Consider the following 25,258-nt stretch of genomic DNA (forward strand, 5'->3'; position numbering starts at 1 on the left):
GCAGTCCGCGCGATCGGCGCGACTTTTCGGAACCGGCCCACCCATGACCGACATCAAGATCCGGCACAGCGAGACGCACGACGTCGACGCGATCCGGCAGATCGCCGCGCATCCCGCGGTGTACATGAACACGCTGCAGTATCCGTTTCCGTCGCTCGAGAAATGGCGGAAGCGGCTCGACAACGCGCACGAGCGCGGCGCGAGCCTCGTCGCCGAAATCGACGGCACGGTGGTCGGCCATCTTGGCCTGGAATCGGAGCCGAATCCGCGCCGGCGCCATGCGGCGGGGCTCGGCATGATGGTCGATGCGGCGCATCACGGGCGCGGCGTCGGCGGCCGGCTGCTCGCGGCCGCGATCGATCTCGCGGAAAACTGGCTGAACGTCACGCGTCTCGAGTTGACCGTGTTCACCGACAACCGCACGGCGATCGCGCTCTATGAAAAGCACGGTTTCCGGATCGAAGGCGAATCGCCGGGCTACGCGCTGCGCGACGGCGTGCATGCGTCCGTGTATCACATGGCGCGGATCAAGGAACGGCAATGAAGGGCCGGCCGACGCGTATGTGACGGCACGCGCGGCCACGGTGCCGCGCGTCATATCCATTCGAGAATTCGTTTGTTTCCCGCTGGCTGCGTCAATCGTATCGTTGAATGATTTGCCGGTCGCTTCGGCCGGTATTCGTTTGTCCGTATCGATGCGTGCGGCGTACCGCACGTCGGCGCGTTTCATCGTCATCGCCTCCTGGCCATTGCTTGATGGCCATCGTTTCGCGCGCCGCACCTTCCCGCAACCGTCTCTTTCAACGGAACCGCTTCGATGAAAACCGCTCTCCGGAATCTGACTGCCGCCTGCCTGTTCGCCGCCGCGGGTGCGGCGTTTGCCGCTGCCGCGCCTTCGAGTACCGCGGTATCGAGCGCATCGCCCGACGGTGCGCATCTGCCGCCCGGCATCGCATGGCAGCACGGTGACGTCGATGCCGCGTTCGCGCTCGCGAAGCGCACCGGCAAGCCGCTGCTGCTCTACTGGGGCGCGGTATGGTGCCCGTCGTGCAACCAGGTGAAGTCGACCATCTTCAGCCAGCAGGCCTTCAAGACCCGCTCGTCGTTCTTCGTGCCCGTGTATCTCGACGGCGATACCGAAAGCGCGCAGAAGCTCGGCGAGCGTTTCAAGGTGCACGGCTATCCGACGATGATCCTGTTCCGCCCCGACGGCACCGAAGTGACGCGGCTGCCGGGCGAAGCCGATCTCGATCGCTACATGCAGGCGCTGTCGCTCGGGATGACGGCCGCGCATCCGGTGCGGCAGACGCTCGCGAACGCGCTGAAGAACGGCGCGTCGCTGACACCGGACGAATGGCGTCTGCTGGCCGACTACTCGTGGGACACCGACGGCGCGCTGCCGGTGCCGGCCGATCGCGTCGCCGAGACGCTGCAGTCGCTCGCGCAACGCGCGCGGGCGGCCGGCGCGAAGGCCGATTCGGCGCGATTCGCGCTGAAGTCGGCGGTCGTCGCGGCGTCGGACGATCCGGCGCAGGCCGGCACGCTCGACAAGGCGGCGCTAGCCGATTCGCTGCGCACGGTGTTGCGCGATCCCGCGTTGTCGCGGGCCGATTCGGATGTGCTGGTCGCGGCGCCCGCGCGCGTGGTCGCGTATCTCGGCGGCGACGACGCGCAGCGCGCGAAGTTGCGCGGCGCCTACGACACGGCGCTCGCGCGTCTGTCGACCGATACCACGCTGTCGTCGATCGACCGGCTGATGGCGCTGCACGGCCGCGTGCTGCTCGCGCGCGGCGACGCGGGCAAGGGTGCGCCGCTTGCCGCGCCGGCGCTGGCCGACACGGTGCGCAAGCAGATCGCAGCGTCGGTGCAGGGCGCCGCGAATGCGTACGAGCGGCAGGCGCTCGTCAGCGAAGGCGCGGACACGCTCACCGATGCGGGGCTGTACGACGAGTCGGATGCGTTGCTGAAGGCCGAATTGCCGCGTTCGTCCACGCCGTATTACTTCATGTCGGGGCTGGCTGCGAATGCGAAGGCGCGCGGCGACAAGGCCGCGGCACTCGACTGGTATCGCAAGGCATACGAGTCGGCGAGCGGGCCGGCGACGAAGCTGCGCTGGGGCGCGACCTATTTTGCGAATGCAGTGCAACTGGCGCCGGACGATTCGGCGCGCATCGAAGGGATTGCCGCGAGTGTGCTCGCCCAGGCCGACAAGACCCGCGATGCGTTCTACGGCGCGAACCTGCGCGCTTTGACCAAGGTCGTCACGCAGTTGAACCACTGGCGCAGCGGCGGCGCGCACGATGCGTCGGTCAGGTCGGTCGTGAAGCAGTTCGACGGCGTATGCGGGAAGCTGCCCGCGGGCGATCCGCAGGCAGCGGCCTGCGCGAAGCTGATCCAGCCCGTGAAGGCGTAACGACGCACGTAGGCATCGTCGAGCGGGCCGGACGACGGATTACTGGCCCGACTCCGACGACGCGCCGCGATCGCTGCCGTAGCCGGCGTCGTGCTGACGGGCAATCTTCGCTTCGGCGGACACGATGCTGGCCGGGTAGAACCAGTCGCTCGACTGGAAGCCGGCCTGCTTGAGCGCCTTCACTTCGGCGTGGACCTGCGCGCGCGTCAGCGGCTGGTTCGACTGCGCTTGCGCGGCGAGCGGGGCCGATACGGCCAGGGCAATGGCAACGGCGTGAATCAGGCGCTTCATGATCAGGACCTCCAGGATTCCGGTGAATCGCGGCGCTTTGTTCGTTGAAGCGCCGGGTGACGTTGGAACCAGTGTAGGCCGGGGCGGGCGCGCGAAAAATGCGATCGCGCCCAACGCAGTGTTTTGTTGCGGGCAACAATGCGTGGGCGGTGGCGGGCGGTGCTGGATGGCGGCGCGGTGGCCCGGGCGTCAGGCAAGGGCGCGGTGGCGTGGATTCGGCCGGAGCCGGCGAGCGGGGAATTGAAATCGGACCGGATGCGAAATCCGGAATCCGTTCCGGTTCGCATGCGGTCCGATCGTGAAACGCAGGTCGGGCTTGAAGCGGCCTGCCGCGTCGAGGCGGCGTACCGAACGCCGCCTCATGCAGCGGCTTACACGAGCCCCGTCGTGTAGTACACGGCGATCACGAAGAACACCGCGAGCGTCTTGATGACGGTGACCGCGAAGATGTCGCGATACGACTCGCGGTGCGTGAGGCCCGTGACCGCGAGCAGCGTGATGACCGCGCCGTTGTGCGGCAGCGTGTCCATGCCGCCGCTCGCCATCGCGACGACCCGGTGCAGCACGTCCATCGGAATGTTGGCTGCCTGCGCGCCCTTGATGAACAGGTCCGACATTGCGGCGAGCGCGATGCTCATGCCGCCCGACGCCGAGCCCGTGATGCCGGCGAGCGAGCTGACCGACACGGCCGCGTTGACGAGCGGGTTCGGGATGCTCTTCAGTGCGTCGCCGACGACGAGGAAGCCCGGCAGCGCGGCGATCACGCCGCCGAAGCCGTATTCCGACGCGGTGTTCATCGCGGCGAGCAGCGCGCCGGCGACGGCGGCTTTCGAGCCGGCCGCGAAGCGGTCGCTGACGCGCCGGAACGCGGTCAGGACGACCAGCACGATACCGAGCAGCAGCGCGGCCTCGACCGACCAGATCGCGACGACCGTCTTGATCGACGTCGTCACCGGCGTGTGCACGCCCGGCAGCACGTCCGGCGCGACCGTGTACGACGCGGTGCCGTACCACTGCGGGATCAGCTTCGTGAACAGGAAGTTCGACACGCCGACGAGGATCAGCGGCAGGATCGCGAGCGCCGGGTGCGGCAGCGACGTCGCCTCGACGCGTTCCGGCTCGTTGACGAGCGCCGTGCCGTAGCCTTCGCCCTTCGCCATCGCCGAACGGCGGCGCCATTCGAGATACGTGAGGCCGACGACGATGATGAACAGCGAGCCGATCGTGCCGAGCGCGGGCGCGGCCCACGCGGTCGTCTTGAAGAACGTGGTCGGGATGATGTTCTGGATCTGCGGCGTACCGGGCAGCGAATCCATCGTGAACGAGAACGCGCCGAGTGCGATCGCGCCGGGCATCAGCCGCTTCGGGATGTTGCTCTGGCGATAGAGTTCGGCCGCGAACGGATAGACCGCGAACACCACGACGAACAGCGAGACACCGCCATAGGTGAGCAGCGCACACACCGCGACGATCACCGCATTCGCGCGCGAGCGGCCGATGTAGCGGATCGCCGCGTGGACGATCGACTCCGAGAACCCGGACAGTTCGATGACCTTGCCGAACACCGCGCCGAGCATGAAGACCGGGAAATACAGTTTGACGAAGCCGACCATCTTGTCCATGAAGATGCCGGAGAAGACCGGTGCGACGGCGGCGGGTTCGGTGAGGAGCACCGCGCCGAGTGCGGCGATGGGCGCGAACAGGATCACGCTGTAGCCGCGATACGCGGCGTACATCAGGAACGCCAGCGCGGCGAGGACGATCACGAAGGACAAGGGAGTCTCCTAATGGCTTTGGTTGTTGTTCGATCGCGCGACGCGCCGCGGACCGGCTCAGGTTCGTGCATGTTTCGTGCCATCGGCCGGATTGCGCCGCCGGACATGGGTCCGCCGGAGGCTGGCGGGCCCGCGCCGGCCTATGTCTGACGATTCTACATAAAACGTCTCGATCCGGAGACGAGATGGCCGTCCGGCCAGCCCGTGAAATCGCACAGGGCTTTCCCGGGCAACGCATTGCGGCGTGTCTCCGGAGTGAGATAATCCGTCTCGATCCGGAGACATCCGGTGCAGCGTACACGGAGACGACGACACGATGATGAACGACTGGGTCCGCCTGCCCGTCAACTACGGCGACGTGCTGCGGCGTGCCGCCGAGTCGCTGTTCCGGACCTTCGAGGATTCGAGCGCGGGTACGGTGGTCGTCGATCGCGACGCGCGTGTCGTGTGGATGAACGAGCGTTACGCGGCGCGCTTCGGTTTCGCCGATCCGCAGCAGGCGGTCGGCCTCGACTGCGAGGCCGTGATTCCGAACAGCCTGATGCGCGAGGTCGTGTCGACCGGGCAGCCGATCCTGCTCGACATCATGGAGACGGGCCGCGAACCGCTCGTCGTCACGCGCCTGCCGCTGAAGAACGAGGCCGGCGAGACGGTCGGCGCGATCGGCTTCGCGCTGTTCGACCAGTTGAAGACGCTCACGCCGATCTTCTCCCGCTACGCACAGCTTCAGCAGCAACTGATCGCGACGCAGCGTTCGCTCGCGCAGGCACGCCGTGCGAAATACACGTTCGCGAGCTTCGTCGGCACGAGTGCCGCGAGCCTCGAAACCAAGCGTCAGGCGCGGCGGGCCGCGCAGGTCGATTCGCCGGTGCTGCTGCTCGGCGAGACGGGTACCGGCAAGGAACTGCTCGCGCATGCGATCCACGCGGCGTCGGCGCGGGCGCTCCAGCCGCTCGTGACCGTCAACGTCGCCGCGATTCCCGACACGCTGCTCGAAACCGAATTCTTCGGCGCGGCGCCCGGCGCGTACACGGGCGCCGACCGCAAGGGGCGCATCGGCAAGTTCGAGCTGGCCGATCGCGGCACGCTGTTTCTCGACGAGATCGGCGACATGCCGCTGCCGTTGCAGGGCAAGCTGCTGCGCGTGCTGCAGGACAAGGAGTTCGAGCCGGTCGGCTCGAACCGGATCGTGCGCGCGGACGTCCGGATCATCGCCGCGACGTCGGCCGACCTGCCGGCGCTCGTGGAGGCCGGGCGTTTTCGCGCGGATCTCTATTACCGGCTGAACGTGCTGACGATCCACGCGCCGCCGTTGCGCGACCGGGCGTCCGACATCGCGGCGCTCGTCTACGCGACGCTCGAGGAACTGGCCGCCCAGCACGGGCGCGCCGCGCACTGCGAGCTGACCGACGATGCGCTGCGGATGCTGTGCGCGTATCCGTGGCCCGGCAACGTGCGCGAGTTGCGCAACACGCTCGAACGCGCGCTGATGCTGTCGGACCGTTCGGTGATCGATGCGCGTGCGCTCGCGCCGTTCCTCGGGCCCGTGCGCGTATCGACGGACGGCGCGTTGCCGGCGCAGCGGGTTGCCACCTCGCCGGGTGAGCGGCGCGCGGGGGATGTAGCTGGTGCGGCCGGTGCGCCGGCCGCTTCGTATGCCGATGCGTTGGCGGCGTGGGAGCGCCAGTTCCTGACCGATGCGCTGGCGGCCTGTGACGGGAAGGTCGTGGAGGCGGCCGCGCGCATCGGGATCGGCCGCGCGACGCTGTACAAGAAGCTGGCGGCGCTGGGAATCGACCGGTAGGCCGATCGGCGATGCCGATGCGGCCGAACGTAAAGCCTCGAACAGGAGATCACGATGAAGCGGATCGGCATCGCAGGATGGCTGACCATGTTGCTGGCGACCTCCGCGCTCGCGCAGTCGGGCAACGCCGACGCGCCCGAGGCGCGGCGCAACTGGTACAACGATCCGTTCGTCGCGCTGTCGCAGGACCTGGCCGAATGCCCGTTGCCGCTCGGCCCGTGGATGACCCGGGCCGAGATGACGGACGACGCGCATTACCGCGCCGAACGTGGCACCACCTGCTGGCTCGCCCACCGCTGCACGAAGCCGAACTCGTATATGTATGACGCGCCGATCGCCGACGCCGCGAAGGCACACTTCGCCGGCTCCGATCGCCTGCGCGGCACGAGCCTGTGGATCACCGTGCAGCGGCGTTTCATTTACGTCGAAGGATGCGCGGATCCGGCGTTCGATCGCCAGGCACTGCAGCGCGAACTCGAGGCGCTTCCGGACGTCGAGCAGGTGTTCGTTCGCATCACCGACGATCCGCGCCGGAGCCTGCCGTACAAGGCGCGCGGGCAACCGGAGCGCACGCCGAACTGACGGCTGGCGGGCCGCGCATGGCATACTCGCGACATTCAAAAAAAGGTTGACGGGAACAACAATGAAACACATGCTTGCGTCGGTCTGTCGGCGGCCTCGGGCGGCCGTAGTGTTGGCTCTGGTTGCGGGGCTCGGCGGGTGCGGCGGCTCGGCGCCGCTGTTCACTTCGGACGGGCGTCCGACTACGCAGGTGCAATGCACCGGCAGCGACTGGAGCAATTGCACGGACAATGCCCGCGCCATCTGCAACGGGGATTTCGAAGTGCTTCAGCAATCGAGTGATGACGCCACGCGAAAGCTTCTCTTCGCATGCAAGAAGAAAAGCGGTTACTGATCCTGAAATGACCGGCCGAGGAGACCTCGATCGGGCGAAGTGCTTTTCTGTTTGCTTAGAGTCACCTATTTTTTACGAATAACACTCACGGAGTCCCATCCATATGGCGACCTACAGGCAACTGAGCGCGCAGCTCGAACGGCTTCAGCAAAAGATCGACAAGGAACGCGAAAAAGCGATTTCCGATGCGATTGCCGATATCCGCGCGAAAATCGAGGAATACGACATTACGCCGGAAGAGCTCGGTTTTCGTCCGGCAGGTAGCGCCGCTGCTGCCGCGAAGCCGAAGCGTACGCTGCCGCCGAAATACCTGAACCCGAAGACGGGTGAAACCTGGAGTGGCCGCGGGCGGTCGCCGACATGGCTCGGCAAGAACCGCGCGCGTTTCCTGATCAAGGACTGACTCCCGAAAATCCTCACCTTTCGTGCGTCGACCAACGGTGCGAACGGCCATGCGGCCGTCGCACCGTTTTGTTTTTGCGCAGTCGCCGCGCGATTCCCGCCGACGAATCGACGTGTAATGCCACGCGATTAACGGATCGCGTTTTGCGAATTCGCCGCGATTCGACTGCCTATAGCGGCGAATTCCGGTAAACAACCGTGCAATTGCGCAGCGCATGCGCATTGGTATTCGCGATTTCCGCGGTGCACGCGTGCCGTGGATTCTCATCACCTTTCGCGTGTTTGCGCGTTGCGTCGTGCAATTCCCGAAAATACTCACCATGGCTCCTGTAAAGCCTCACCTTTGAGGAAGCGGCCGCAGCGTTGTGCCGCGTTGCTTGCGTTGTACGTGCCGTGCGAACGTGCGCGGCCGGCGTGCGGCGATGCCCTGCCGCACTGGTGTTGCAGGTCCATGGTGCGAGCGTTGACGCGCGTCGGATAGTCGGCCGTACGGCATATAGGCAGCCGCATGCGCTTCGCCTATGCTTGGGGTTCGCGTCGATCGGCGCGGGGCCTGTCCGGCCGCAAGCCGATCGGGTCGTCTTTCGTTACCGCAGGGAGCCGATGTGACCGTTCGCCATCTCGATGCGTTGTTCCAGCCCAAGTCCGTTGCGGTCGTCGGCGCGTCGTCGCGCGCGGGCAGTATCGGCGCGATGGTGTGGTCGCGCGTGCTCGACGGCGCGTTCCAGGGGCCCGTGTGGCCCGTCAACCCGAAGTATCGCGAGCTGAACGGGCATGCGGTCGTCTCCGATGTCGACAGGCTGCCGGCACCGCCGTCGATTGCCGTGATCTGCACGCCGCCCGCGACCTGGGCCGGCATCGTGCGCAAGCTTGGTGAGCTCGGCACGCGCGTCGCGGTGATCGTCGGCGAGGCGCGCACGGATGCCGATCGCGTCGCGCTCGATCGCACGCTCAAGGCGGCGAAGCCGTTCGTGCTCCGTATCGTCGGGCCCGGCAGCCTCGGCGTGCTGTCGCCCGCACGGCATGCGCATTTCGGCGCGCCGGCCTATACGGCGCGATCGGGCGGCGTCGCGTGGGTGTCGCAATCGAATGCGCTGACGAACGCGGTGCTCGGCTGGGCCGATGCGCGCGGTCTCGGTTTTTCGCATGTCGTCGCGCTCGGCAGCGAATCCGACGTCGATGCGGGCGACGTGCTCGACTATCTGGCGAGCGATCCCGGTACGCGCGCGATCCTGCTCGAACTCGATACCGTGCGCGCCGCGCGCAAGTTCATGTCGGCCGCGCGCGCGGCCGCACGCAACAAGCCGGTGCTCGCGTTGCGCACCGGGCGCGCCGATCCCGGCGACGCGCTCTATACGGCGGCGTTCCAGCGCGCCGGGATGGTGCGCGTCGATGCGCTCGACGATCTGCTCGACGAGATCGAGACGCTCGGCGTCGGCCGCGTCACGGCGCGCGGCGCGGCGACGCTCGTGACGAGCGATGCGGGCGTCGCGAAACTCGCGGTCGATGCGGTTGCCGAGGTGCGCGACGTGCTGACCGGCTGGTCGCCGGCCGCTACGTCGGCCGTGTCGGCCGCGCTGCCGCATCTCGCGGCGCCCGGCAATCCGCTGACGCTGGGCGACGATGCGCGCCCCGAGCACTTTGCCGCGGCGATCAAGGCGCTCGCGCCGTTCCCGCAAACGGGCACGCTGTTCGTCGTCCATTCGACTTCCCACAGCGCGCCGGCCGATTCGGTTGCGCGCACGCTGATCGAATCGCGGCAGTTCGCGCATCGCGGCATCCTCGCGTGTTTCTTCGGCGCGGTCGATGCGGCGACGCGCGATGCGCTGCACGCGAACGGCATTCCCGTGCACACGACGCCGCAGCGGCTCGCGCGCGCGTATGCGCGTCTCGTCGACTACAACCTCGGGCGGCAACTGCTGATGCAGACGCCCGAGGGCACACCGCTGCAGCCGGCCGAGTGCGTTGCAACCGCGCAGGCCGACGCGCGTCGGATGGTCGAAGCCGGCCAGCACGAACTGGCCGGCGAAGCCGCGCTGCGCTGGCTGGCCCATTTCGGTCTGCAGGGCGAGCAGGCTGACGTGCCGGCCGGCGAGAAAGTCGTCGATGTCGGGGTCGAGATGTACGACGATTCGAACTTCGGTCCGGTGTTTCGTTATGCGGTGCCGCCTGCGGACGGCGTATCCGCGCCGTTCGTCGTCTACGGGCTGCCGCCGCTGAACACCGTGCTCGCGCGTGCGGTGATGGAGCGCTCGCCGTATGCGCGCAGCACGCCCGTCGAGCCCACGCTCGACGCGCTGACGGCGTTGTCGCAGGTCGTCTGCGACGTGCGCGAAGTCGTCGCGATGTCCGTCACGCTGCGCGTGCTGTCCGACCGCGCGCGGGTGATCGCGCCGCGCATCACGGTAGCTGCAGGGCGCAGCCGGCTGGCGATCATGCCGTATCCGCGCCACCTTGAACAAACGCTCGAGTGGCGCGGCGAGACGGTGACGATCCGTCCGATCCGTCCGGAAGACGAGGCCGCGCACAACGAACTGCTCGGCGCGATGACGCCGGAGGATCTGCGGATGCGTTTCTTCGGCGCGGTGCGCAGCTTCGATCATTCGCAAGTGGCGCGCATGACGCAGATCGACTACGACCGCGAGATGGCCTTCATCGTGTCGTACACCGATGTGTCGGGGCGGGACCATACGCTCGCGGTGGCGCGCGCGGTTGCCGATCCCGACAACGAGACGGCCGAGTTCGCGATCGCGGTGCGGCCCGATCAGAAAGGCAAGGGGCTTGGCCGGCTGATGATGGCCCGCATCATCGACTACGCGCGATCGCGCGGAACCGCATGGATGATCGGTGAAGCGCTACGCGAGAATTCGGCGATGATCTCGCTTGCGAAGGCGTGCGGTTTTGCGGTGTCGACGACGGAGGAGCCCGGCGTCGTGGGCTTCAGGATGAAGTTGCAGCCGTAGCGACTGTCGGGTGCCCGAAGCGCGGAGCTGTCGCATTGAAGTCGATGGTCCCGATACCTGGCGTATCGCGAACGTGTACCGTCAGGAATGCAGATTATTCGAGTTCGCTTCCTGTGCGAAACACTTCAAACGCATCGAACCTGTTCGCCATCGAGATATCGCTACGCTCATGGCGCCGGGAAACGCCTGCCACGTGCCCCGACATTCGTCCCGCGCGTCCGTTTCACACAAGGAGTTCACACGTATTTGCCACCGCAATCCAGCGTCGCAAATTCGAAATCGCGACAAAGGTGAGACTTTTCGGGAGCCGCGAGTGAGCTTCTTCGGGAACGTGTGGTGAGGCGATACGGGAGCGTTCGGTGAGCCTTCCCGGGAGCGGCCGGTGAGCACCTGCGGGAGGCGCCGGTGAGCCTTTCCGGGACTCATTGGTGAGGGCCTGCGGGAGGTGTCGGTGAGGACATTCGGGAGGCCTCGGTGAGGGTCTCCAGGAGCGTTGGGTGAGCTTTTTCGGGAGGCGTGGGTGAGCGCTTGCGGGACACCAAGGTGAGGCTTTTCGGGAGCATGCGGATGCATGGTTTCCGCGAGCGCGGCGCCGGCCAATGCCGGCGTCACGCGGAGGTGCGGGCACGCATGAACCGTGCCCGTGATCACATTCAGGCAGCGAGTTTCGACGCCGCGTCGTTCACCAGGTCGCGCGAAATCGCGAGTTCCTCGAGGTGCGGATCGGCATAGACGGCGCCGGTTTCGCGCTCGAGGCGGGCGATCGTCAGTGCGCAACGTGCGATGTCCTTCGGCATCGCGATGAAGCGCTTGACCGACTCGCCGGACGTGAACGCGTCGAACAGCGCGCCGCGCACGTCGTCCGGAAGCGTCTTGGTCCACTGGTACGGCTTGCCGTTGAACGTGATCGACGGCGGCAGCGCACGTTCCTTCTTGGTTGCCGTGATCAGCCCATAGGTGCGTGCAGCGTCGCCGATCTGCTCGGGCGAGAAGAGCTCGTCGGGCGTGATGTCGAACTGCTCGATGTAGTTCTCGATTGCCTGCATCGCGGCGGCACGATCGTCGCGCTTCTTCTGCGCGCGCGCGACGATATCGCGCAGCTCGTCCGCCTCTTCGGGCGTGATCGTGAAGCTTGCCTGCTTCTGCTGAAGTTCGGAGAAACGCTGGAATTCTTGATCGTTCAGAAGTTTGGCCATGACATCCATCGGACACGACGGCCGCGACAACGGCCGCCGTAGTTTTTGAGAGGGCCGCTATTTTAGCGTAGCGCCGGAAGCGCACGATATGGCACCGTGTATCGCGCATCGCACGGGGGGCGTGCGCGATCTCGGCCGGCGCGGCCGCGGTTGCACGCGGCGCGCTTCGGTGAACCCGGGCTCAGCAGGTTTCAGTGCGGCACATCGACAGATGGGCGGCCGTGTCGCGCAGCCCTTCGACGACCGTGTCGACGGACGACGCCATGTGCGCATCGATCCGGCGCATGTATGGGCAGGTCAGCACCCCGATCGCGTGGCCGGACGGCCCGAGGATCGGTGCGGTCAGGTCGGTCACGCCGTATGCCTGGCGGCTGTCCTGGCGCAGGTAGCCGGACTGCCGGATGGACAGGCATGCATTCGTGAGTTCCTGCTCGTTCAGTGGCGCTTCGCCCTTGATGTTGCGATGCTCGGTCAGCATGTGCGCGCGCTGCTCGGAGCCCTGGAAGGCCAGCATCACGCGCCCCGACGCCGTATCGGCGAGCCCGACGCGCGAGCCGAGCCGGACCGACACCCCCCACGGGCCGGGCCCGTCGACCTGCGCGATCACGAGCAGGTTGCCGCGATCGTAGACGGACAGGTGGCACGACTGTTCGGCGGCGTCGGCGAAGCGCTGCATCAGCGGCAGTGCCTCGGCAATCAGCCGGTTCATCGGCGGATGCCGGTGCGCGAGCGCGAACAGCTTGAGGCTGAGCGTGTAGCGGTCGCCGCCGGTCGAGCGCATCACGTAGCGGCGTGCGACGAGGCGTTCGAGCATCCGGTAGATTTCGCTCGCGTTGCGGCCGAGTTCCTTCGTGATTTCGGTGCGGGTGAGTCCTTCCTTCTGTTCCGACAGGAGTTCGAGAATGTCGAGGCCCTTGTCGAGCGCGGGTGCGCGATAGCGGTCGATTGCGGCCATCGATTCCCGAGCGTCGCAGCCGGGAAGCGGGTCGTTGGTTGTCTGCATTTTAGGTGTGAGGTTGGGGGATTACCGTCGATCGGTTGGCGACGCACGCTGGCCGGTTCTGCACGCGCATAAATCGGGCCCGCGTATGGCAATGAAAGCCATTCGTACGAGCTTAGCAATAAACATTCAGTGTGCAATGCAGCGTCTTTTTACCGATCATTACCGGACAAGAACGGATTGGCAAACGTTCTCGATGACAGGGGCACCCCGAATAGCCAGTATTCATGTGCCGATGGCAGGCGATGCCGGTATTCGTGACGGATCAGGCCGCGTGAGCGCGTCCGATGCTGCGCCGCAACGTCCGCGGGCGCACCAATAGTCGGTATCCGTCGCGCGTCATTTCACGGTGCGCGGCCGATGGTACAAAGACGTGCGGGCCAGCGACGGCGTGGCCGCGCGTGAAGCCGGCCCGCACAGGCCGGACCATGTCGCGGGGTGCCGGGCCGTCGTCGCCGATGCGCAGACCGGCGGCCGCCCGTTCGATGCGTGCCGTACTTGCGTGCGGCGCCTCGATCGCTGCGCCCGCGCGACCCTCGCACGTTGAACCCCATCCTGGATGCGGCGCCGACGCGCGCAATCGACGATCGACAATCAGTCCGGCGCGCGGCCGCGAATGGCCGCGTCGGCCGGTATCCTGTCCCATTCGACAACAGAGGTTGAGCACGATGAAACTGCTTCGCTATGGCCCGTCCGGCCAGGAAAAGCCCGGCATCCTCGACGCAGACGGCCGGATTCGCGACCTGTCCGCGCATGTGCCGGATCTTGCCGGCGATGCGCTGTCCGACGCGGGTCTCGCGCGGCTGCGTGCGATCGATCCGGCCACGCTGCCGCTCGTGTCCGGCGAACCGCGCATCGGCGCATGTGTCGGGCATGTCGGCAAGTTCATCGGCATCGGCCTGAACTATGCCGATCACGCGGCCGAAGCCGGCATGCCGGTCCCGAAGGAGCCGGTCGTGTTCGGCAAGTGGACGAGTTCGATCTGCGGCCCGAACGACGGCATCGACATCCCGAAGGGTTCGGTCAAGACGGACTGGGAAGTCGAGTTGGCCGTCGTGATCGGCGCGACCTGCAAGGACGTCGACGAAGCGCACGCGCTCGACTACGTCGCGGGCTACTGCGTCGTCAACGACGTGTCCGAGCGCGAATGGCAGATCGAGCGCGGCGGCCAGTGGGACAAGGGCAAGGGCTTCGACACGTTCGGCCCGATCGGTCCGTGGCTCGTCACGCGCGACGAAGTGCCCGATCCGCAGCGTCTCGACCTGTGGCTCGAAGTCGACGGCCACCGCTATCAGAACGGCAACACGCGCACGATGGTGTTCACCGTCGCGCAGCTGATCGCCTATCTGTCGAGCTGCATGCGCCTGCAGCCGGGCGACGTGATCACGACCGGCACGCCGCCGGGCGTCGGCATGGGCATCAAGCCGTCGCCGGTGTTCCTGAAGGCCGGTCAGGTGGTGCGCCTCGGCATCGAAGGGCTCGGCGAGCAGTTGCAGCGCACGCGCGGCGCGCAATAAGCGAGCATGCCGCGATCCTGCTGAACGACCGCCTGCGGCGGTCGTCGGCAACCGGACGGCGATGATCCAAAAGCAAGGGCCCGATTCCGCGCAACGCGGAATCGGGCCCTTGGCGTTTGTACGCGAACGGGTCACACGATGTTGTCCAGTTCGCAATGCGCTTCCAGCCGGTATCCGTCGGGATCGACGACGAACGCCGCGTAGTAGCCGGGGCCGTAGTGCTCGCGTTTGCCGGGCCCGCCGTTGTCCTGGCCGCCGTGCTCGAGCGCGGCGCGGTAGAACGCGTCGACCTCGACGGGCGACGCGGCCTTGAACGACAGGTGCAGCCCCGAATCGGGATCGGCGACGACGGGGCGGGCGGCATGCTGCAGCCAGAGCACAGGTTCGGCCGTGCCGTATCCGATCGAGCCGTCGTCGCTGTACAGCCGCTTGTAGCCGAGTGCGCCGAGCGTGCTGTCGTAGAAGGTGCGGCTGCGGCCGATGTGGGCCACGCCGAAGGAGAGGTGATCAATCATGTGCATTGGCTCCTTGAACTGAAAGGGGACGTCAGTGCGGCAAACCTGCTTACAGGCACCATGCCAGCCGCTTGTAGCGGAGCGCGCCGAGCATGCTGTCGTGGAACGGGCGGCTGCCGTCGTTGTGGATAACTCTGCAGGAAAGGCGATCGATCATCTGTGGCTCCTTGAACTGAAGGGGACGTCAGTGCAGTCAACCTGTTTTTAACCACCATGCTGGTTATGTTAGGAAGCGTCCGCGAGCTTGTCAACCGGCATGGTGGTTAGATACGATGCGTGCATGAGCAATACGCAACCTTCCGTCACGATGGACTGCCTGATTCCGGCGCCGCCCGAAACCCTGAGCATCGATTTCGCGAACACGCTGTACTGGCGCGGCAGCGACCCGCCGACGGAAACCTTCGGAACGATGGACGACCTGCTGGCGTGGTGCCGCGAGCAGGCCCGCGTGCCGGCCGGCCTGGCCGACCGGTGCCGCGCCCGTGGCGTGGAGGAAGACGAGCCGGCGATGCTGGCGCGCGCGCTCGCGTTGCGCGAGGCGCTGTATCGGCTCTTTCATGCGCAGGCCGAGCGGCGCGAGCCGCAGGCCGACGATCTCGCGCTGCTCGGCGGTTTCCTGGCGGAAGCGTCGCCGCGCGTCGCGCTGGCGCGCGTCGACGGCGGTTATGCGTGGCGGATCGGGGAAACGGGCGCGACGCTCGCGGGGCTGCTGAGCCCGGTGCTGTGGTCGGCGATCGACCTGCTCGGCGGCGCGCGGCTCGCGAAGGTCAAGCGTTGCGCGAACGACGCATGCCAGTGGCTGTTCATCGACGACAGCAAGAACGGCAGTCGCCGCTGGTGCTCGATGTCGTCGTGCGGCAATCGCGCGAAGGCGTACCGCCACTATCACAAGGCCGACTGACGGGCCCGTTCTGCCGTGCGCGTACCGGCGCGTCGAACCCGAGTAGGCCTATTTCGCCGACAGCTTCCGCCACAGCGTCGTCTTGCTGATGCCGAGCATCGCGCATGCGCGGTCGCGATCGCCGCCGCAGGCGTCGAGCACCGCGCGGATCTCGTCGGCTTCCGCGCGGCGGCGGCGCGCGTGCAGCGTCTGCGCATCGTCGGTGTCGGCCGCGTCGGGCGGTGCGGCGAACAGCTCGGGCGCGATCGCCTGCAGCGCGTCGGGATCGAGCGCGCCGCACGCGGCGGCCGGATCGTTTTCGTCGACTTCCTCGGCCAACTCCACCGCGATCCGTTCGATCACGTTCTGCAGTTCGCGCACGTTGCCGGGCCACCGGTAGCGCGCGAGCGTCGCCCGGGTTGCGCCGAGCACGCGCGCCGCGTCATCGGCGTCGCGCAGGCGTTCGGCGAGGCGCGGTTCGCGCCGTGCGGCCTGCACGAGCAGCGTGGCGGCGAGTGCGGGGATGTCGGCCGCGCGCTCGCGCAACGGCGGCAGGCCGACGTTCAGGATGTTGAGCCGGTAATAGAGATCCGCGCGGAACGTGCCGGCCTCGACGGCCGCGAGCAGCGGACGGTGCGTCGCGGCGATCACGCGCACGTCGATGCGGATCGGCTCGGTCGAGCCGAGGCGGATCACCTCGCGCTCCTGCAGCACGCGCAGCAGCCGGCTCTGCAGCGACGGCGGCATCTCGCCGATTTCGTCGAGAAACAGCGTGCCGCGGTGCGCGGCCTCGAACAGGCCGGTCTTGCCGCCGCGCCGCGCGCCGGTGAACGCGCCTTCCTCATAGCCGAACAGCTCGCTTTCGAGTAGCGCTTCCGGAAACGCGCCGCAATTGACCGCGACGAACGGATAGCTGCGCCGCGCGGACAGCGCGTGCAGGCTCTGCGCGATCATTTCCTTGCCGGTGCCGCTTTCGCCGAGCACGAGCACGGTCGCGTCGGATTTTGCGTAGCGGCGCACGAGGTCGCGCACGCGCGCCATCGGCGCCGATGCGCCGACCACGTCGTCGAGTGCATAACGCGCCGCGAATTGCTGCGTGGTCGGCTGCGAACGCAATGCGCGGTCGAGCCGTTCGACCGCGCGCGATTCCTGGAACGTCAGCACGCTGCCCGACGTCACGCCGCGATCGACGAGCGGTCCGCGGTGCACGACGTAGCGCACGCCGCGCACGGTCGCGAGCGTGTCGCCGTCCTCGCCGCGCAGCGTGCGCAGCTCGGGCCGCAGGTCGACCAGCGCACGGCCGACGGCCGACGCGGGTTCGACCCCGAGTGCCGACGCGAGCCGCTCGTTGATCGCTTCGACGCGGCCGCGCGCATCGAGCGCGACCACGCCGTCGCGCAGGTGTTGCAGCAGGTTGTCGAGCCGCTGGCGGCGGAACGCCTCGGCGTGCGTCGCATACGCGACTTCAAGCGCCGTATCGACGGCCTTGCGCACCGACGCATGCGAATACAGGAACACCGCGCCCATGCCGGCGCTGGCCGCGAGATCGGTGACGAGCCCGGGGCCGACGATCGTCTCGATGCCGCGATCGCGCAGGTCGTGCACGCAGGCTTCCGCTTCCTGCGCGGACTGATATGACGCAAACTGCACGTCGAGGCCGTATGCGGCGACGAAGCGGCGCACCTCGGGCGGTGTTTCTCCGGCGCTGACGAGCGCGATCCGCGACGCGTCGCGCCGCGCGCGCGCGAGCGCCTGCATCACGTCGAAGCCGGTCGGCGACACGACCACGACCGGCACCTGCGCGCGCGTCTTCAGGAAGCCGCCGTTCGAGCCGGCCGCGACGATCACGTCGGGCCGCATCGTGCCGGCCTCGGCGATCGCGCTGAGCGCATCTTCATACGCGCGCGTCACGATGCGCACGTCCGCGCGTTCGTCGAATTCGCCGGCGATCTCGCGAAACAGCTCGCGCAGGCGGCTGATGCCCATCGCCCAGATGCGCGGGCGCACCGCGCGATCGGCTGGCCCGACGGGCTTGGTCGAGGAGAGGTCCATGACGGTCGATTATGCGCGCGGGATTTCATTTTTGAAACATGAAATTGCCAAATTGAAATCGATGGGCACCGCAGCGCCCGGGCCGGTTGCTTAAGAATCAGTGGGTTAGCGGTGTTTCGCGAGCTGGCCCGGTCCTTGCTGTTATCGGGCATTCCTTCAGGAGGCCGTTCATGAGCAATACGCATCTTCAGAGCGCCGGCGCGAAATTCCGCGCGGCAGTCGCGGCGGAGCAGCCGCTGCAGGTGGTCGGCGCGATCACCGCGTACGCGGCCAAGATGGCGCAGGCCGTCGGCTTCAAGGCCGTGTACCTGTCGGGCGGCGGCGTCGCCGCGAACTCGCTCGGCATTCCCGACCTCGGCATCAGCACGATGGAAGACGTGCTGATCGACGCGAACCGGATCACCAATGCGACCGACCTGCCGCTGCTGGTCGACATCGATACCGGCTGGGGCGGCGCGTTCAACATCGCGCGCACGGTCCGTTCGTTCATCAAGGCCGGCGTCGCCGCCGTGCACATGGAAGACCAGGTCGGCCAGAAACGCTGCGGCCATCGTCCCGGCAAGGAAGTCGTCCCGACCGACGAAATGGTCGATCGCATCAAGGCCGCGGTCGACGCGCGCACCGACGACCAGTTCGTGATCATGGCGCGTACCGACGCGGCCGCGGCCGAAGGGATCGATTCGGCGATCGAGCGCGCGGTGGCTTATGTCGAGGCCGGCGCGGACATGATTTTCCCGGAAGCGATGAAGACGCTCGACGACTATCGCCGCTTCAAGGCGGCCGTGAAGGTGCCGATCCTCGCGAACCTGACCGAGTTCGGCTCGACACCGTTCTTCACGACCGACGAGCTGCGCGAGGCGAACGTCGACATCGCGCTGTACTGCTGCGGCGCGTATCGCGCGATGAACAAGGCCGCGCTGAACTTCTACGAGACGGTGCGTCGTGACGGCACGCAGAAGGCGGCCGTGCCGACGATGCAGACGCGCGCCGAGCTGTACGACTTCCTCGGTTATCACGAATACGAGCGCAAGCTCGACGAGCTGTTCGCGCAGGGCAAGAAGTAACGCGCCCGCCCCCCACGAGACACGAATCTGGAATCGGAGAATCCAAACATGAGCGAGACGAAAGACGCAGCAGCACCGGCCGCCGCAGGCGCATTCAAGCCGAAGAAGTCGGTGGCGCTGTCGGGCGTGACGGCCGGCAACACGGCGCTGTGCACGGTCGGCAAGACCGGCAACGACCTGCACTACCGCGGCTACGACATTCTCGACGTCGCCGAGTCGTGCGAATTCGAGGAAATCGCGCACCTGCTCGTGCACGAAACGCTGCCGAACCTGACCGAACTGGCCGCGTACAAGACCAAGCTGCGCGCGATGCGTGGCCTGCCGAACGCGCTGAAGGCGGCGCTCGAGCAGATCCCGGCGTCCGCGCATCCGATGGACGTGATGCGCACGGGCGTGTCGGTGCTCGGCACCGTGCTGCCGGAGAAGGACGACCACAACCTGCCGGGCGCGCGCGACATCGCCGACCGCCTGATGGCGTCGCTCGGCTCGATGCTGCTGTACTGGTATCACTTCTCGCACAACGGCAAGCGCATCGAGACGGAAACCGACGACGACTCGATCGGCGGCCACTTCCTGCACCTGCTGCACGGCAAGACGCCGTCGAAGTCGTGGGTCGAAGCGATGCACACGTCGCTGATCCTGTACGCGGAGCACGAATTCAACGCGTCGACGTTCACCGGCCGCGTGATCGCGGGCACGGGCTCGGACATCTACTCGGCGATCACCGGCGCGATCGGTGCGCTGCGCGGGCCGAAGCACGGCGGCGCGAACGAAGTCGCGTATGAAATCCAGAGCCGCTACAGCTCGCCGGACGACGCCGAAGCCGACATCCGCCGCCGCGTCGAGAACAAGGAAGTCGTGATCGGCTTCGGCCACCCCGTCTACACGATCTCCGATCCGCGCAACAAGGTGATCAAGGGCGTCGCGCACAAGCTGTCGAAGGAAGCGGGCGACCTGAAGCTGTACAACATCGCCGAGCGCCTCGAATCGGTGATGTGGGACGCGAAGAAGATGTTCCCGAACCTCGACTGGTTCAGCGCGGTGTCGTATCACATGATGGGCGTGCCGACCGCGATGTTCACGCCGCTGTTCGTGATCTCGCGCACGTCGGGCTGGAGCGCGCACATCATCGAGCAGCGCGTCGACAACAAGATCATCCGCCCGAGCGCGAACTACACGGGCCCGGAAGACCTGCAGTTCGTGCCGATCGAGAAGCGCTGAAACGCCAGCCGCGCGCACCGGCCACCCGCGTGATGCGGGGCCGGCGCGCGCCGGACGTCATACCCGAGTTCCCCACATGATGAATACCGCCAACCGCAAACCCCTGCCCGGCACGTCGCTGGACTATTTCGACGCGCGCGCCGCGGTCGACGCGATCGCGCCCGGCGCCTACGACACGCTGCCGTACACGTCGCGCGTGCTCGCCGAAAACCTCGTGCGCCGCTGCGATCCGGCGCTCCTCGCCGAGTCGCTGAAGCAGATCATCGAGCGCAAGCGCGAACGCGACTTCCCGTGGTTCCCGGCGCGCGTGGTGTGCCACGACATCCTCGGGCAGACGGCGCTCGTCGATCTCGCCGGCCTGCGCGACGCGATCGCCGACGGCGGCGGCGACCCGGCGAAGGTGAACCCGGTCGTGCCCGTACAACTGATCGTCGACCACTCGCTCGCCGTCGAATGCGGCGGCTTCGATCCGGACGCGTTCGCGAAGAACCGCGCGATCGAGGATCGCCGCAACGAGGATCGCTTCCACTTCATCGAGTGGACGAAGAAGGCGTTCGAGAACGTCGACGTGATCCCGCCGGGCAACGGCATCATGCACCAGATCAACCTCGAGAAAATGTCGCCGGTGATCCAGGTCAGCGGCGACGGCGTCGCGTACCCGGACACCTGCGTCGGCACCGACAGCCACACGCCGCACGTCGACGCGCTCGGCGTGATCGCGATCGGCGTCGGCGGGCTCGAAGCCGAGAACGTGATGCTCGGCCGCGCGTCGTGGATGCGCCTGCCCGACATCGTCGGCGTCGAGCTGACCGGCAAGCGCCAGCCCGGCATCACCGCGACCGACGTCGTGCTCGCGCTGACCGAGTTCCTGCGCAAGGAAAAGGTGGTCGGCGCGTACCTGGAATTCCGCGGTGCGGGCGCGGCGAGCCTCACGCTCGGCGATCGCGCGACGATCTCGAACATGGCACCCGAATACGGCGCGACGGCCGCGATGTTCTTCATCGACGGCCAGACGACCGACTACCTGCGCCTCACGGGCCGCAGCGACGAGCAGGTGAAGCTCGTCGAGACCTATGCGAAGGTAGCCGGCCTGTGGGCCGACACGCTGGACGGCGCGCAGTACGAGCGCACGCTGACGTTCGACCTGTCGAGCGTGGTGCGCAACATGGCCGGCCCGTCGAACCCGCACAAGCGGCTGCCGACGTCCGACCTCGCCGCGCGCGGCATCGCCGGCCAGTGGGAAGAGAAGGCGGGCGAGATGCCCGACGGCGCGGTGATCATCGCCGCGATCACGAGCTGCACGAACACCAGCAACCCGCGCAACGTGATCGCCGCGGCCCTGCTCGCGCGCAACGCGAACGCGCGCGGCCTCGTGCGCAAGCCGTGGGTGAAGAGCTCGCTCGCGCCCGGCTCGAAAGCGGTCGAGCTGTATCTGGAAGAAGCGAACCTGCTGCCGGAACTCGAGAAGCTCGGCTTCGGCATCGTCGCGTTCGCGTGCACGACCTGCAACGGGATGTCCGGCGCGCTCGACCCGAAGATCCAGCAGGAGATCGTCGATCGCGACCTGTACGCGACGGCCGTGCTGTCCGGCAACCGCAACTTCGACGGCCGCATCCATCCGTATGCGAAGCAGGCATTCCTCGCGTCGCCGCCGCTCGTCGTCGCGTATGCGATTGCCGGCACGATCCGCTTCGACATCGAGAAGGACGTGCTCGGCCACGATCAGGACGGCAAGCCCGTCACGCTGAAGGACATCTGGCCGACCGACGAGGAGATCGATGCGATCGTCGCGTCGAGCGTGAAGCCCGAGCAGTTCCGCAAGGTCTACGAGCCGATGTTCGCGCGCAGCGCCGATGCGGGCGAGCGCGCGGCGCCGCTGTACGACTGGCGCGCGCAGAGCACGTACATCCGCCGTCCGCCGTACTGGGAAGGCGCACTGGCCGGCGAACGCACGCTGCACGGGATGCGTCCGCTCGCGGTGCTCGGCGACAACATCACGACCGACCACCTGTCGCCGTCGAACGCGATCCTGCTGGACAGCGCGGCCGGCGAATACCTCGCGAAGATGGGCCTGCCGGAAGAAGACTTCAACTCGTACGCGACGCACCGGGGAGACCACCTGACCGCGCAGCGCGCGACCTTCGCGAACCCGACGCTGATCAACGAGATGGCGGTCGTCGACGGCGCGGTGAAGAAGGGCTCGCTCGCGCGCGTCGAACCGGAAGGCAAGGTCATGCGGATGTGGGAAGCGATCGAGACGTACATGAATCGCAAGCAGCCGCTGATCGTCGTCGCCGGCGCCGACTACGGCCAGGGCTCGTCGCGCGACTGGGCCGCGAAGGGCGTGAGGCTCGCGGGCGTCGAGGCGATCGCCGCCGAAGGGTTCGAGCGGATTCACCGCACGAACCTGATCGGGATGGGCGTGCTGCCGCTCGAGTTCAAGCCCGGCACGAACCGGACGACGCTCGGCATCGACGGCACCGAGACCTTCGACGTGATCGGCGAGCGCACGCCGCGCGCCGACCTGACGCTCGTGATTCACCGCAAAAACGGCGAGCGTGTCGAGGTGCCGATGACGTGCCGCCTCGATACGGCCGAGGAAGTGTCGATCTACGAAGCGGGCGGCGTGCTGCAGCGCTTCGCGCAGGATTTCCTCGAATCGTCGCAGGCGGCCTGACAGGGTTACATCGAGAACACGGACATGGCTCACATTTCTCAAATCAGGATTCCCGCGACCTACATCCGCGGCGGCACCAGCAAGGGCGTGTTCTTCCGGCTGCAGGACCTGCCCGATGCCGCGCAGGCGCCGGGCGCCGCGCGCGACGCGCTGCTGCTGCGCGTGATCGGCAGCCCCGATCCGTACGGCAAGCAGATCGACGGGATGGGCGGCGCGACGTCGTCCACCAGCAAGACGGTGATCGTGTCGAAGAGCTCGCGACCCGGCCACGACGTCGATTACCTGTTCGGGCAGGTCGCGATCGACAAGGCCTTCGTCGACTGGACCGGCAACTGCGGCAACCTGTCGGCGGCGGTCGGCCCGTTCGCGATCAGCGGCGGCCTCGTCGATCCGGCGCGCGTGCCGCGCGACGGTGTCGCGACCGTGCGGATCTGGCAGGCGAACATCGGCAAGACGATCGTCGCGCATGTGCCGGTCACGAACGGCGCGGTGCAGGAGACGGGCGACTTCGAACTGGACGGCGTCACGTTCCCGGCCGCCGAGGTGCAGCTCGAATTCATGGACCCGGCCGCCGAGGAAGAGGGCGCGGGCGGGTCGATGTTCCCGACCGGCAACCTCGTCGACGATCTCGCGGTGCCGGGCGTCGGCACGCTGAAGGCGACGATGATCAACGCGGGGATCCCGACGATCTTCGTCGAGGCGGAGGCGATCGGCTATACGGGCACCGAACTGCAGGACGCGATCAACGGCGACGCGAAGGCGCTCGAGAAGTTCGAGACGATCCGCGCGCACGGCGCGTTGCGCATGGGGCTGATCGATACGCTCGATGAAATCGCGACGCGGCAGCACACGCCGAAGATCGCGTTCGTCGCGAAGCCGGCCGATTACGTCGCATCGAGCGGCAAGCGCGTGAATGCGGGCGACGTCGACCTGCTGGTGCGCGCGATGTCGATGGGCAAGCTGCACCACGCGATGATGGGCACGGCGGCGGTCGCGATCGGCACGGCCGCGGCGATCCCCGGCACGCTCGTCAATCTGGCGGCGGGCGGCGGTGCACGCAACGCGGTGCGCTTCGGGCATCCGTCGGGCACGCTGCGCGTCGGCGCGGAAGCGCAGCAGCAGGAGAACGGCGAGTGGACCGTCACGAAGGCGATCATGAGCCGCAGCGCGCGTGTGCTGATGGAAGGCTGGGTGCGGGTGCCGGGGGATGCGTTCTGACGCATGCCGGTTCCGGCGTGCCGAGCGGTACGTGTTGTTTGCCCCGATCCCTGCGAAGCGGAAGTCGCTGCGCAGGGATTTTTCGTTTGGCGCGCCTGGGGCGCTATGTATGGGATCGGCGTAGGCGCTAACACGCTAACGCGGGTCGACCGCGAAGCATGGGACCCACGTAAGCGCTAAAGCGCTAACTCCATCCAGCCACGCCATGGGACCCACGTAAGCGCTAAAGCGCTAACGTGGGTCGACAGGAGAATCACATGTCGCTTGATGCGCCGCTTTCTGGCATCCACATCGTCGAATTCGAAGGCCTCGGCCCCGGCCCGCTCGCGGGCTGGATGCTCGCCGGGATGGGCGCGCGGATCACGCTGATCGCGCGCCCGTCCGGCCGCACGAGCGCGCCGGACGCGCTGCGGGGCCGCGACGGCGACCTGCTGCGCGAAGGCAAGACGATCGTCGAACTCGACCTGAAGGCGCCGGCCGGCCGCGACGCCGCGCTCGAACTGATCGCGCAGGCGGATGCGCTGGTCGAAGGGCTGCGGCCCGGCGTGATGGAGCGGCTCGGCCTCGGGCCCGACGACTGTGCGCGCCGCAATCCGACGCTCGTGTACGGACGGATGACGGGCTGGGGTCAGCACGGCCCGCTCGCGGCCGCGGCCGGGCACGACCTGAACTACGTCGCGCTGACGGGGCTGCTGTCGCTGTCCGCGCCGCGCGACGGCCGGCCGGGTTTGCCGCCGACCGTCGTCGGCGATGCGGGCGGCGCGCTCGGGCTCGCGTTCGGGATCGTCTGTGCGCTGTTCGACGTGCGCGGCGGCGGGCCGGGGCGCGTGGTCGACGGCGCGATCGTCGACATCGTGTCGATGCTCGGTTCGCTTGCGCTGTGGGCGCGCGCGAACGGGCAGCTCGACGGCGCACAGCCGAGCCTGTTTCACGACGCGCCGTTCTACGACGTGTATCGCTGCGCGGACGGCGAATACGTGACGATCGGCGCGCTCGAACCGCCGTTCTATGCGCTGCTGGTCGAACGGCTCGGGCTGACCGACGTCGATCCGGCGTCGCAGTACGACCGCACGCGCTGGCCCGCGCTGAAGGCGCGTTTCGCCGACGTGTTTGCCGGGCAGCCGTCCGCGCACTGGCGCGCGCTGCTCGAAGGCACCGACGCGTGTTTCGCGCCGCTGCTGAGCGTGGCCGACGCGGTGGCGCATCCGCACAATGCGGCACGCGGGATCTATCGCACCGACGAGCATGGAAACGTGCGGGCGCGCGTGGCGCCGCGGTTCCTGCCGTTGACGGGCGGTGGGACCGAGTAACGCGCGTCGAACTTCACGGCCGGGAGCGAATTCGGCATGGCCTG

At 67.5% G+C, this 25,258-nt stretch carries 21 protein-coding genes; 15 read left to right on the forward strand and 6 right to left on the reverse strand.

From position 1 onward, the window contains the following. Positions 1-43: 43 nt before the first annotated feature. Genes H3H55_RS17810 through H3H55_RS17820 form a run of 3 tightly spaced genes read left to right on the forward strand, consistent with a single transcriptional unit; the run spans position 44 to position 2,413 of the window. Complete coding sequence (locus H3H55_RS17810) at positions 44-544, forward strand: GNAT family N-acetyltransferase (RefSeq protein ID WP_193099596.1); 501 nt, start codon at positions 44-46, stop codon at positions 542-544. Between the two features lie 19 nt (positions 545-563). Next, positions 564-821, forward strand: coding sequence for a hypothetical protein (locus H3H55_RS17815; protein WP_193099597.1), 258 nt, complete (start codon positions 564-566; stop codon positions 819-821). After that, positions 818-2,413 carry a thioredoxin family protein gene (locus H3H55_RS17820; RefSeq protein WP_193099598.1) on the forward strand — a complete coding sequence of 532 codons (1,596 nt, stop codon included), beginning with the start codon at positions 818-820 and terminating at the stop codon, positions 2,411-2,413. Before H3H55_RS17815 ends, H3H55_RS17820 begins: the two co-directional genes overlap by 4 nt. 39 nt (positions 2,414-2,452) lie before the next feature. Here the strand turns inward: H3H55_RS17820 and H3H55_RS17825 are convergent, their stop codons facing one another. Then, the gene (locus tag H3H55_RS17825; protein WP_129516000.1) at positions 2,453-2,704 is read right to left on the reverse strand and encodes a DUF4148 domain-containing protein; all 252 of its coding nucleotides are present in this window, start codon (positions 2,702-2,704) and stop codon (positions 2,453-2,455) included. A 371-nt stretch (positions 2,705-3,075) separates the two neighbouring features. Then, positions 3,076-4,479: a GntP family permease gene (locus tag H3H55_RS17830; RefSeq protein ID WP_193099599.1), complete on the reverse strand. Its 1,404-nt coding sequence runs from the start codon at positions 4,477-4,479 to the stop codon at positions 3,076-3,078. 316 nt (positions 4,480-4,795) lie between these two features. On the opposite strand from H3H55_RS17830, the gene H3H55_RS17835 reads away from it, so the two are divergent. From H3H55_RS17835 to H3H55_RS17850, 5 genes are all read left to right on the forward strand, one after another. Beyond that, the gene (locus H3H55_RS17835) at positions 4,796-6,283 is read left to right on the forward strand and encodes a sigma-54 interaction domain-containing protein (RefSeq protein WP_193099600.1); all 1,488 of its coding nucleotides are present in this window, start codon (positions 4,796-4,798) and stop codon (positions 6,281-6,283) included. A gap of 54 nt (positions 6,284-6,337) precedes the next feature. Beyond that, the gene (locus H3H55_RS17840) at positions 6,338-6,865 is read left to right on the forward strand and encodes a BON domain-containing protein (RefSeq protein WP_193099601.1); all 528 of its coding nucleotides are present in this window, start codon (positions 6,338-6,340) and stop codon (positions 6,863-6,865) included. 61 nt (positions 6,866-6,926) lie between these two features. After that, positions 6,927-7,199: a hypothetical protein gene (locus H3H55_RS37325; protein WP_226800279.1), complete on the forward strand. Its 273-nt coding sequence runs from the start codon at positions 6,927-6,929 to the stop codon at positions 7,197-7,199. A 103-nt stretch (positions 7,200-7,302) separates the two neighbouring features. Continuing rightward, positions 7,303-7,602 carry an H-NS family nucleoid-associated regulatory protein gene (locus H3H55_RS17845; protein ID WP_193099602.1) on the forward strand — a complete coding sequence of 100 codons (300 nt, stop codon included), beginning with the start codon at positions 7,303-7,305 and terminating at the stop codon, positions 7,600-7,602. A gap of 604 nt (positions 7,603-8,206) precedes the next feature. Then, positions 8,207-10,564 (forward strand): GNAT family N-acetyltransferase, encoded by a 2,358-nt coding sequence (locus tag H3H55_RS17850; RefSeq protein WP_193099603.1) that lies wholly within the window; start codon positions 8,207-8,209, stop codon positions 10,562-10,564. Between the two features lie 653 nt (positions 10,565-11,217). Here H3H55_RS17850 and H3H55_RS17855 read toward each other — a convergent pair. Together H3H55_RS17855 and H3H55_RS17860 are read right to left on the reverse strand one after the other, a co-directional pair. After that, positions 11,218-11,769, reverse strand: a complete 552-nt coding sequence (locus tag H3H55_RS17855) for a hypothetical protein (protein ID WP_129515993.1) — start codon at positions 11,767-11,769, stop codon at positions 11,218-11,220. Between the two features lie 172 nt (positions 11,770-11,941). Continuing rightward, positions 11,942-12,763 carry an IclR family transcriptional regulator gene (locus H3H55_RS17860; RefSeq protein ID WP_193099604.1) on the reverse strand — a complete coding sequence of 274 codons (822 nt, stop codon included), beginning with the start codon at positions 12,761-12,763 and terminating at the stop codon, positions 11,942-11,944. A 665-nt stretch (positions 12,764-13,428) separates the two neighbouring features. On the opposite strand from H3H55_RS17860, the gene H3H55_RS17865 reads away from it, so the two are divergent. Then, positions 13,429-14,277 carry an ureidoglycolate lyase gene (locus H3H55_RS17865; RefSeq protein ID WP_193099605.1) on the forward strand — a complete coding sequence of 283 codons (849 nt, stop codon included), beginning with the start codon at positions 13,429-13,431 and terminating at the stop codon, positions 14,275-14,277. Positions 14,278-14,408: 131 nt separating this feature from the next. Here H3H55_RS17865 and H3H55_RS17870 read toward each other — a convergent pair whose 3' ends face one another. After that, positions 14,409-14,792 carry a VOC family protein gene (locus H3H55_RS17870; protein WP_193099606.1) on the reverse strand — a complete coding sequence of 128 codons (384 nt, stop codon included), beginning with the start codon at positions 14,790-14,792 and terminating at the stop codon, positions 14,409-14,411. A 280-nt stretch (positions 14,793-15,072) separates the two neighbouring features. Between H3H55_RS17870 and H3H55_RS17875 the strand changes: the two genes are divergently transcribed. Then, positions 15,073-15,693, forward strand: a complete 621-nt coding sequence (locus tag H3H55_RS17875; RefSeq protein WP_226800283.1) for a CGNR zinc finger domain-containing protein — start codon at positions 15,073-15,075, stop codon at positions 15,691-15,693. A gap of 48 nt (positions 15,694-15,741) precedes the next feature. Here H3H55_RS17875 and prpR read toward each other — a convergent pair whose 3' ends face one another. Continuing rightward, positions 15,742-17,724 (reverse strand): propionate catabolism operon regulatory protein PrpR, encoded by a 1,983-nt coding sequence (gene prpR / locus H3H55_RS17880; protein WP_193099607.1) that lies wholly within the window; start codon positions 17,722-17,724, stop codon positions 15,742-15,744. 170 nt (positions 17,725-17,894) lie between these two features. On the opposite strand from prpR, the gene prpB reads away from it, so the two are divergent. The 5 genes from prpB (at position 17,895) to H3H55_RS17905 (ending at position 25,214) form a co-directional block, all read left to right on the forward strand. Beyond that, entirely contained in the window at positions 17,895-18,788 is an 894-nt protein-coding gene (prpB, locus tag H3H55_RS17885) for a methylisocitrate lyase (RefSeq protein ID WP_193099608.1), read from the forward strand. Between the two features lie 48 nt (positions 18,789-18,836). After that, on the forward strand, positions 18,837-20,009 hold the full coding sequence (prpC, locus tag H3H55_RS17890; RefSeq protein ID WP_129515988.1) for a 2-methylcitrate synthase: 1,173 nt from the start codon (positions 18,837-18,839) through the stop codon (positions 20,007-20,009). A gap of 79 nt (positions 20,010-20,088) precedes the next feature. Next, positions 20,089-22,686, forward strand: a complete 2,598-nt coding sequence (acnD, locus tag H3H55_RS17895; RefSeq protein ID WP_193102046.1) for a Fe/S-dependent 2-methylisocitrate dehydratase AcnD — start codon at positions 20,089-20,091, stop codon at positions 22,684-22,686. Between the two features lie 24 nt (positions 22,687-22,710). Next, entirely contained in the window at positions 22,711-23,904 is a 1,194-nt protein-coding gene (gene prpF, locus H3H55_RS17900) for a 2-methylaconitate cis-trans isomerase PrpF (RefSeq protein WP_193099609.1), read from the forward strand. A 257-nt stretch (positions 23,905-24,161) separates the two neighbouring features. Then, the gene (locus tag H3H55_RS17905) at positions 24,162-25,214 is read left to right on the forward strand and encodes a CaiB/BaiF CoA transferase family protein (RefSeq protein WP_193099610.1); all 1,053 of its coding nucleotides are present in this window, start codon (positions 24,162-24,164) and stop codon (positions 25,212-25,214) included. Positions 25,215-25,258: the final 44 nt, after the last annotated feature.

This window comes from Burkholderia sp. Z1 (genome assembly GCF_014893795.1).
Classification (GTDB): domain Bacteria; phylum Pseudomonadota; class Gammaproteobacteria; order Burkholderiales; family Burkholderiaceae; genus Burkholderia; species Burkholderia theae.

Bases quoted from the DNA above. Each gene is read 5' to 3' on its own strand.
- acnD (WP_193102046.1), top strand. From the start codon at position 20,089: ATGAATACCGCCAACCGCAAACCCCTGCCCGGCACGTCGCTGGACTAT.
- H3H55_RS17855 (WP_129515993.1), bottom strand. From the start codon at position 11,769: ATGGATGTCATGGCCAAACTTCTGAACGATCAAGAATTCCAGCGTTTC.
- H3H55_RS17870 (WP_193099606.1), bottom strand. From the start codon at position 14,792: ATGATTGATCACCTCTCCTTCGGCGTGGCCCACATCGGCCGCAGCCGC.
- H3H55_RS17825 (WP_129516000.1), bottom strand. From the start codon at position 2,704: ATGAAGCGCCTGATTCACGCCGTTGCCATTGCCCTGGCCGTATCGGCC.
- H3H55_RS17810 (WP_193099596.1), top strand. From the start codon at position 44: ATGACCGACATCAAGATCCGGCACAGCGAGACGCACGACGTCGACGCG.
- H3H55_RS37325 (WP_226800279.1), top strand. From the start codon at position 6,927: ATGAAACACATGCTTGCGTCGGTCTGTCGGCGGCCTCGGGCGGCCGTA.
- H3H55_RS17845 (WP_193099602.1), top strand. From the start codon at position 7,303: ATGGCGACCTACAGGCAACTGAGCGCGCAGCTCGAACGGCTTCAGCAA.
- prpR (WP_193099607.1), bottom strand. From the start codon at position 17,724: ATGGACCTCTCCTCGACCAAGCCCGTCGGGCCAGCCGATCGCGCGGTG.
- H3H55_RS17865 (WP_193099605.1), top strand. From the start codon at position 13,429: ATGAAACTGCTTCGCTATGGCCCGTCCGGCCAGGAAAAGCCCGGCATC.
- prpB (WP_193099608.1), top strand. From the start codon at position 17,895: ATGAGCAATACGCATCTTCAGAGCGCCGGCGCGAAATTCCGCGCGGCA.
- H3H55_RS17840 (WP_193099601.1), top strand. From the start codon at position 6,338: ATGAAGCGGATCGGCATCGCAGGATGGCTGACCATGTTGCTGGCGACC.
- prpC (WP_129515988.1), top strand. From the start codon at position 18,837: ATGAGCGAGACGAAAGACGCAGCAGCACCGGCCGCCGCAGGCGCATTC.
- H3H55_RS17820 (WP_193099598.1), top strand. From the start codon at position 818: ATGAAAACCGCTCTCCGGAATCTGACTGCCGCCTGCCTGTTCGCCGCC.
- H3H55_RS17835 (WP_193099600.1), top strand. From the start codon at position 4,796: ATGATGAACGACTGGGTCCGCCTGCCCGTCAACTACGGCGACGTGCTG.
- H3H55_RS17875 (WP_226800283.1), top strand. From the start codon at position 15,073: ATGAGCAATACGCAACCTTCCGTCACGATGGACTGCCTGATTCCGGCG.
- H3H55_RS17860 (WP_193099604.1), bottom strand. From the start codon at position 12,763: ATGCAGACAACCAACGACCCGCTTCCCGGCTGCGACGCTCGGGAATCG.
- prpF (WP_193099609.1), top strand. From the start codon at position 22,711: ATGGCTCACATTTCTCAAATCAGGATTCCCGCGACCTACATCCGCGGC.
- H3H55_RS17905 (WP_193099610.1), top strand. From the start codon at position 24,162: ATGTCGCTTGATGCGCCGCTTTCTGGCATCCACATCGTCGAATTCGAA.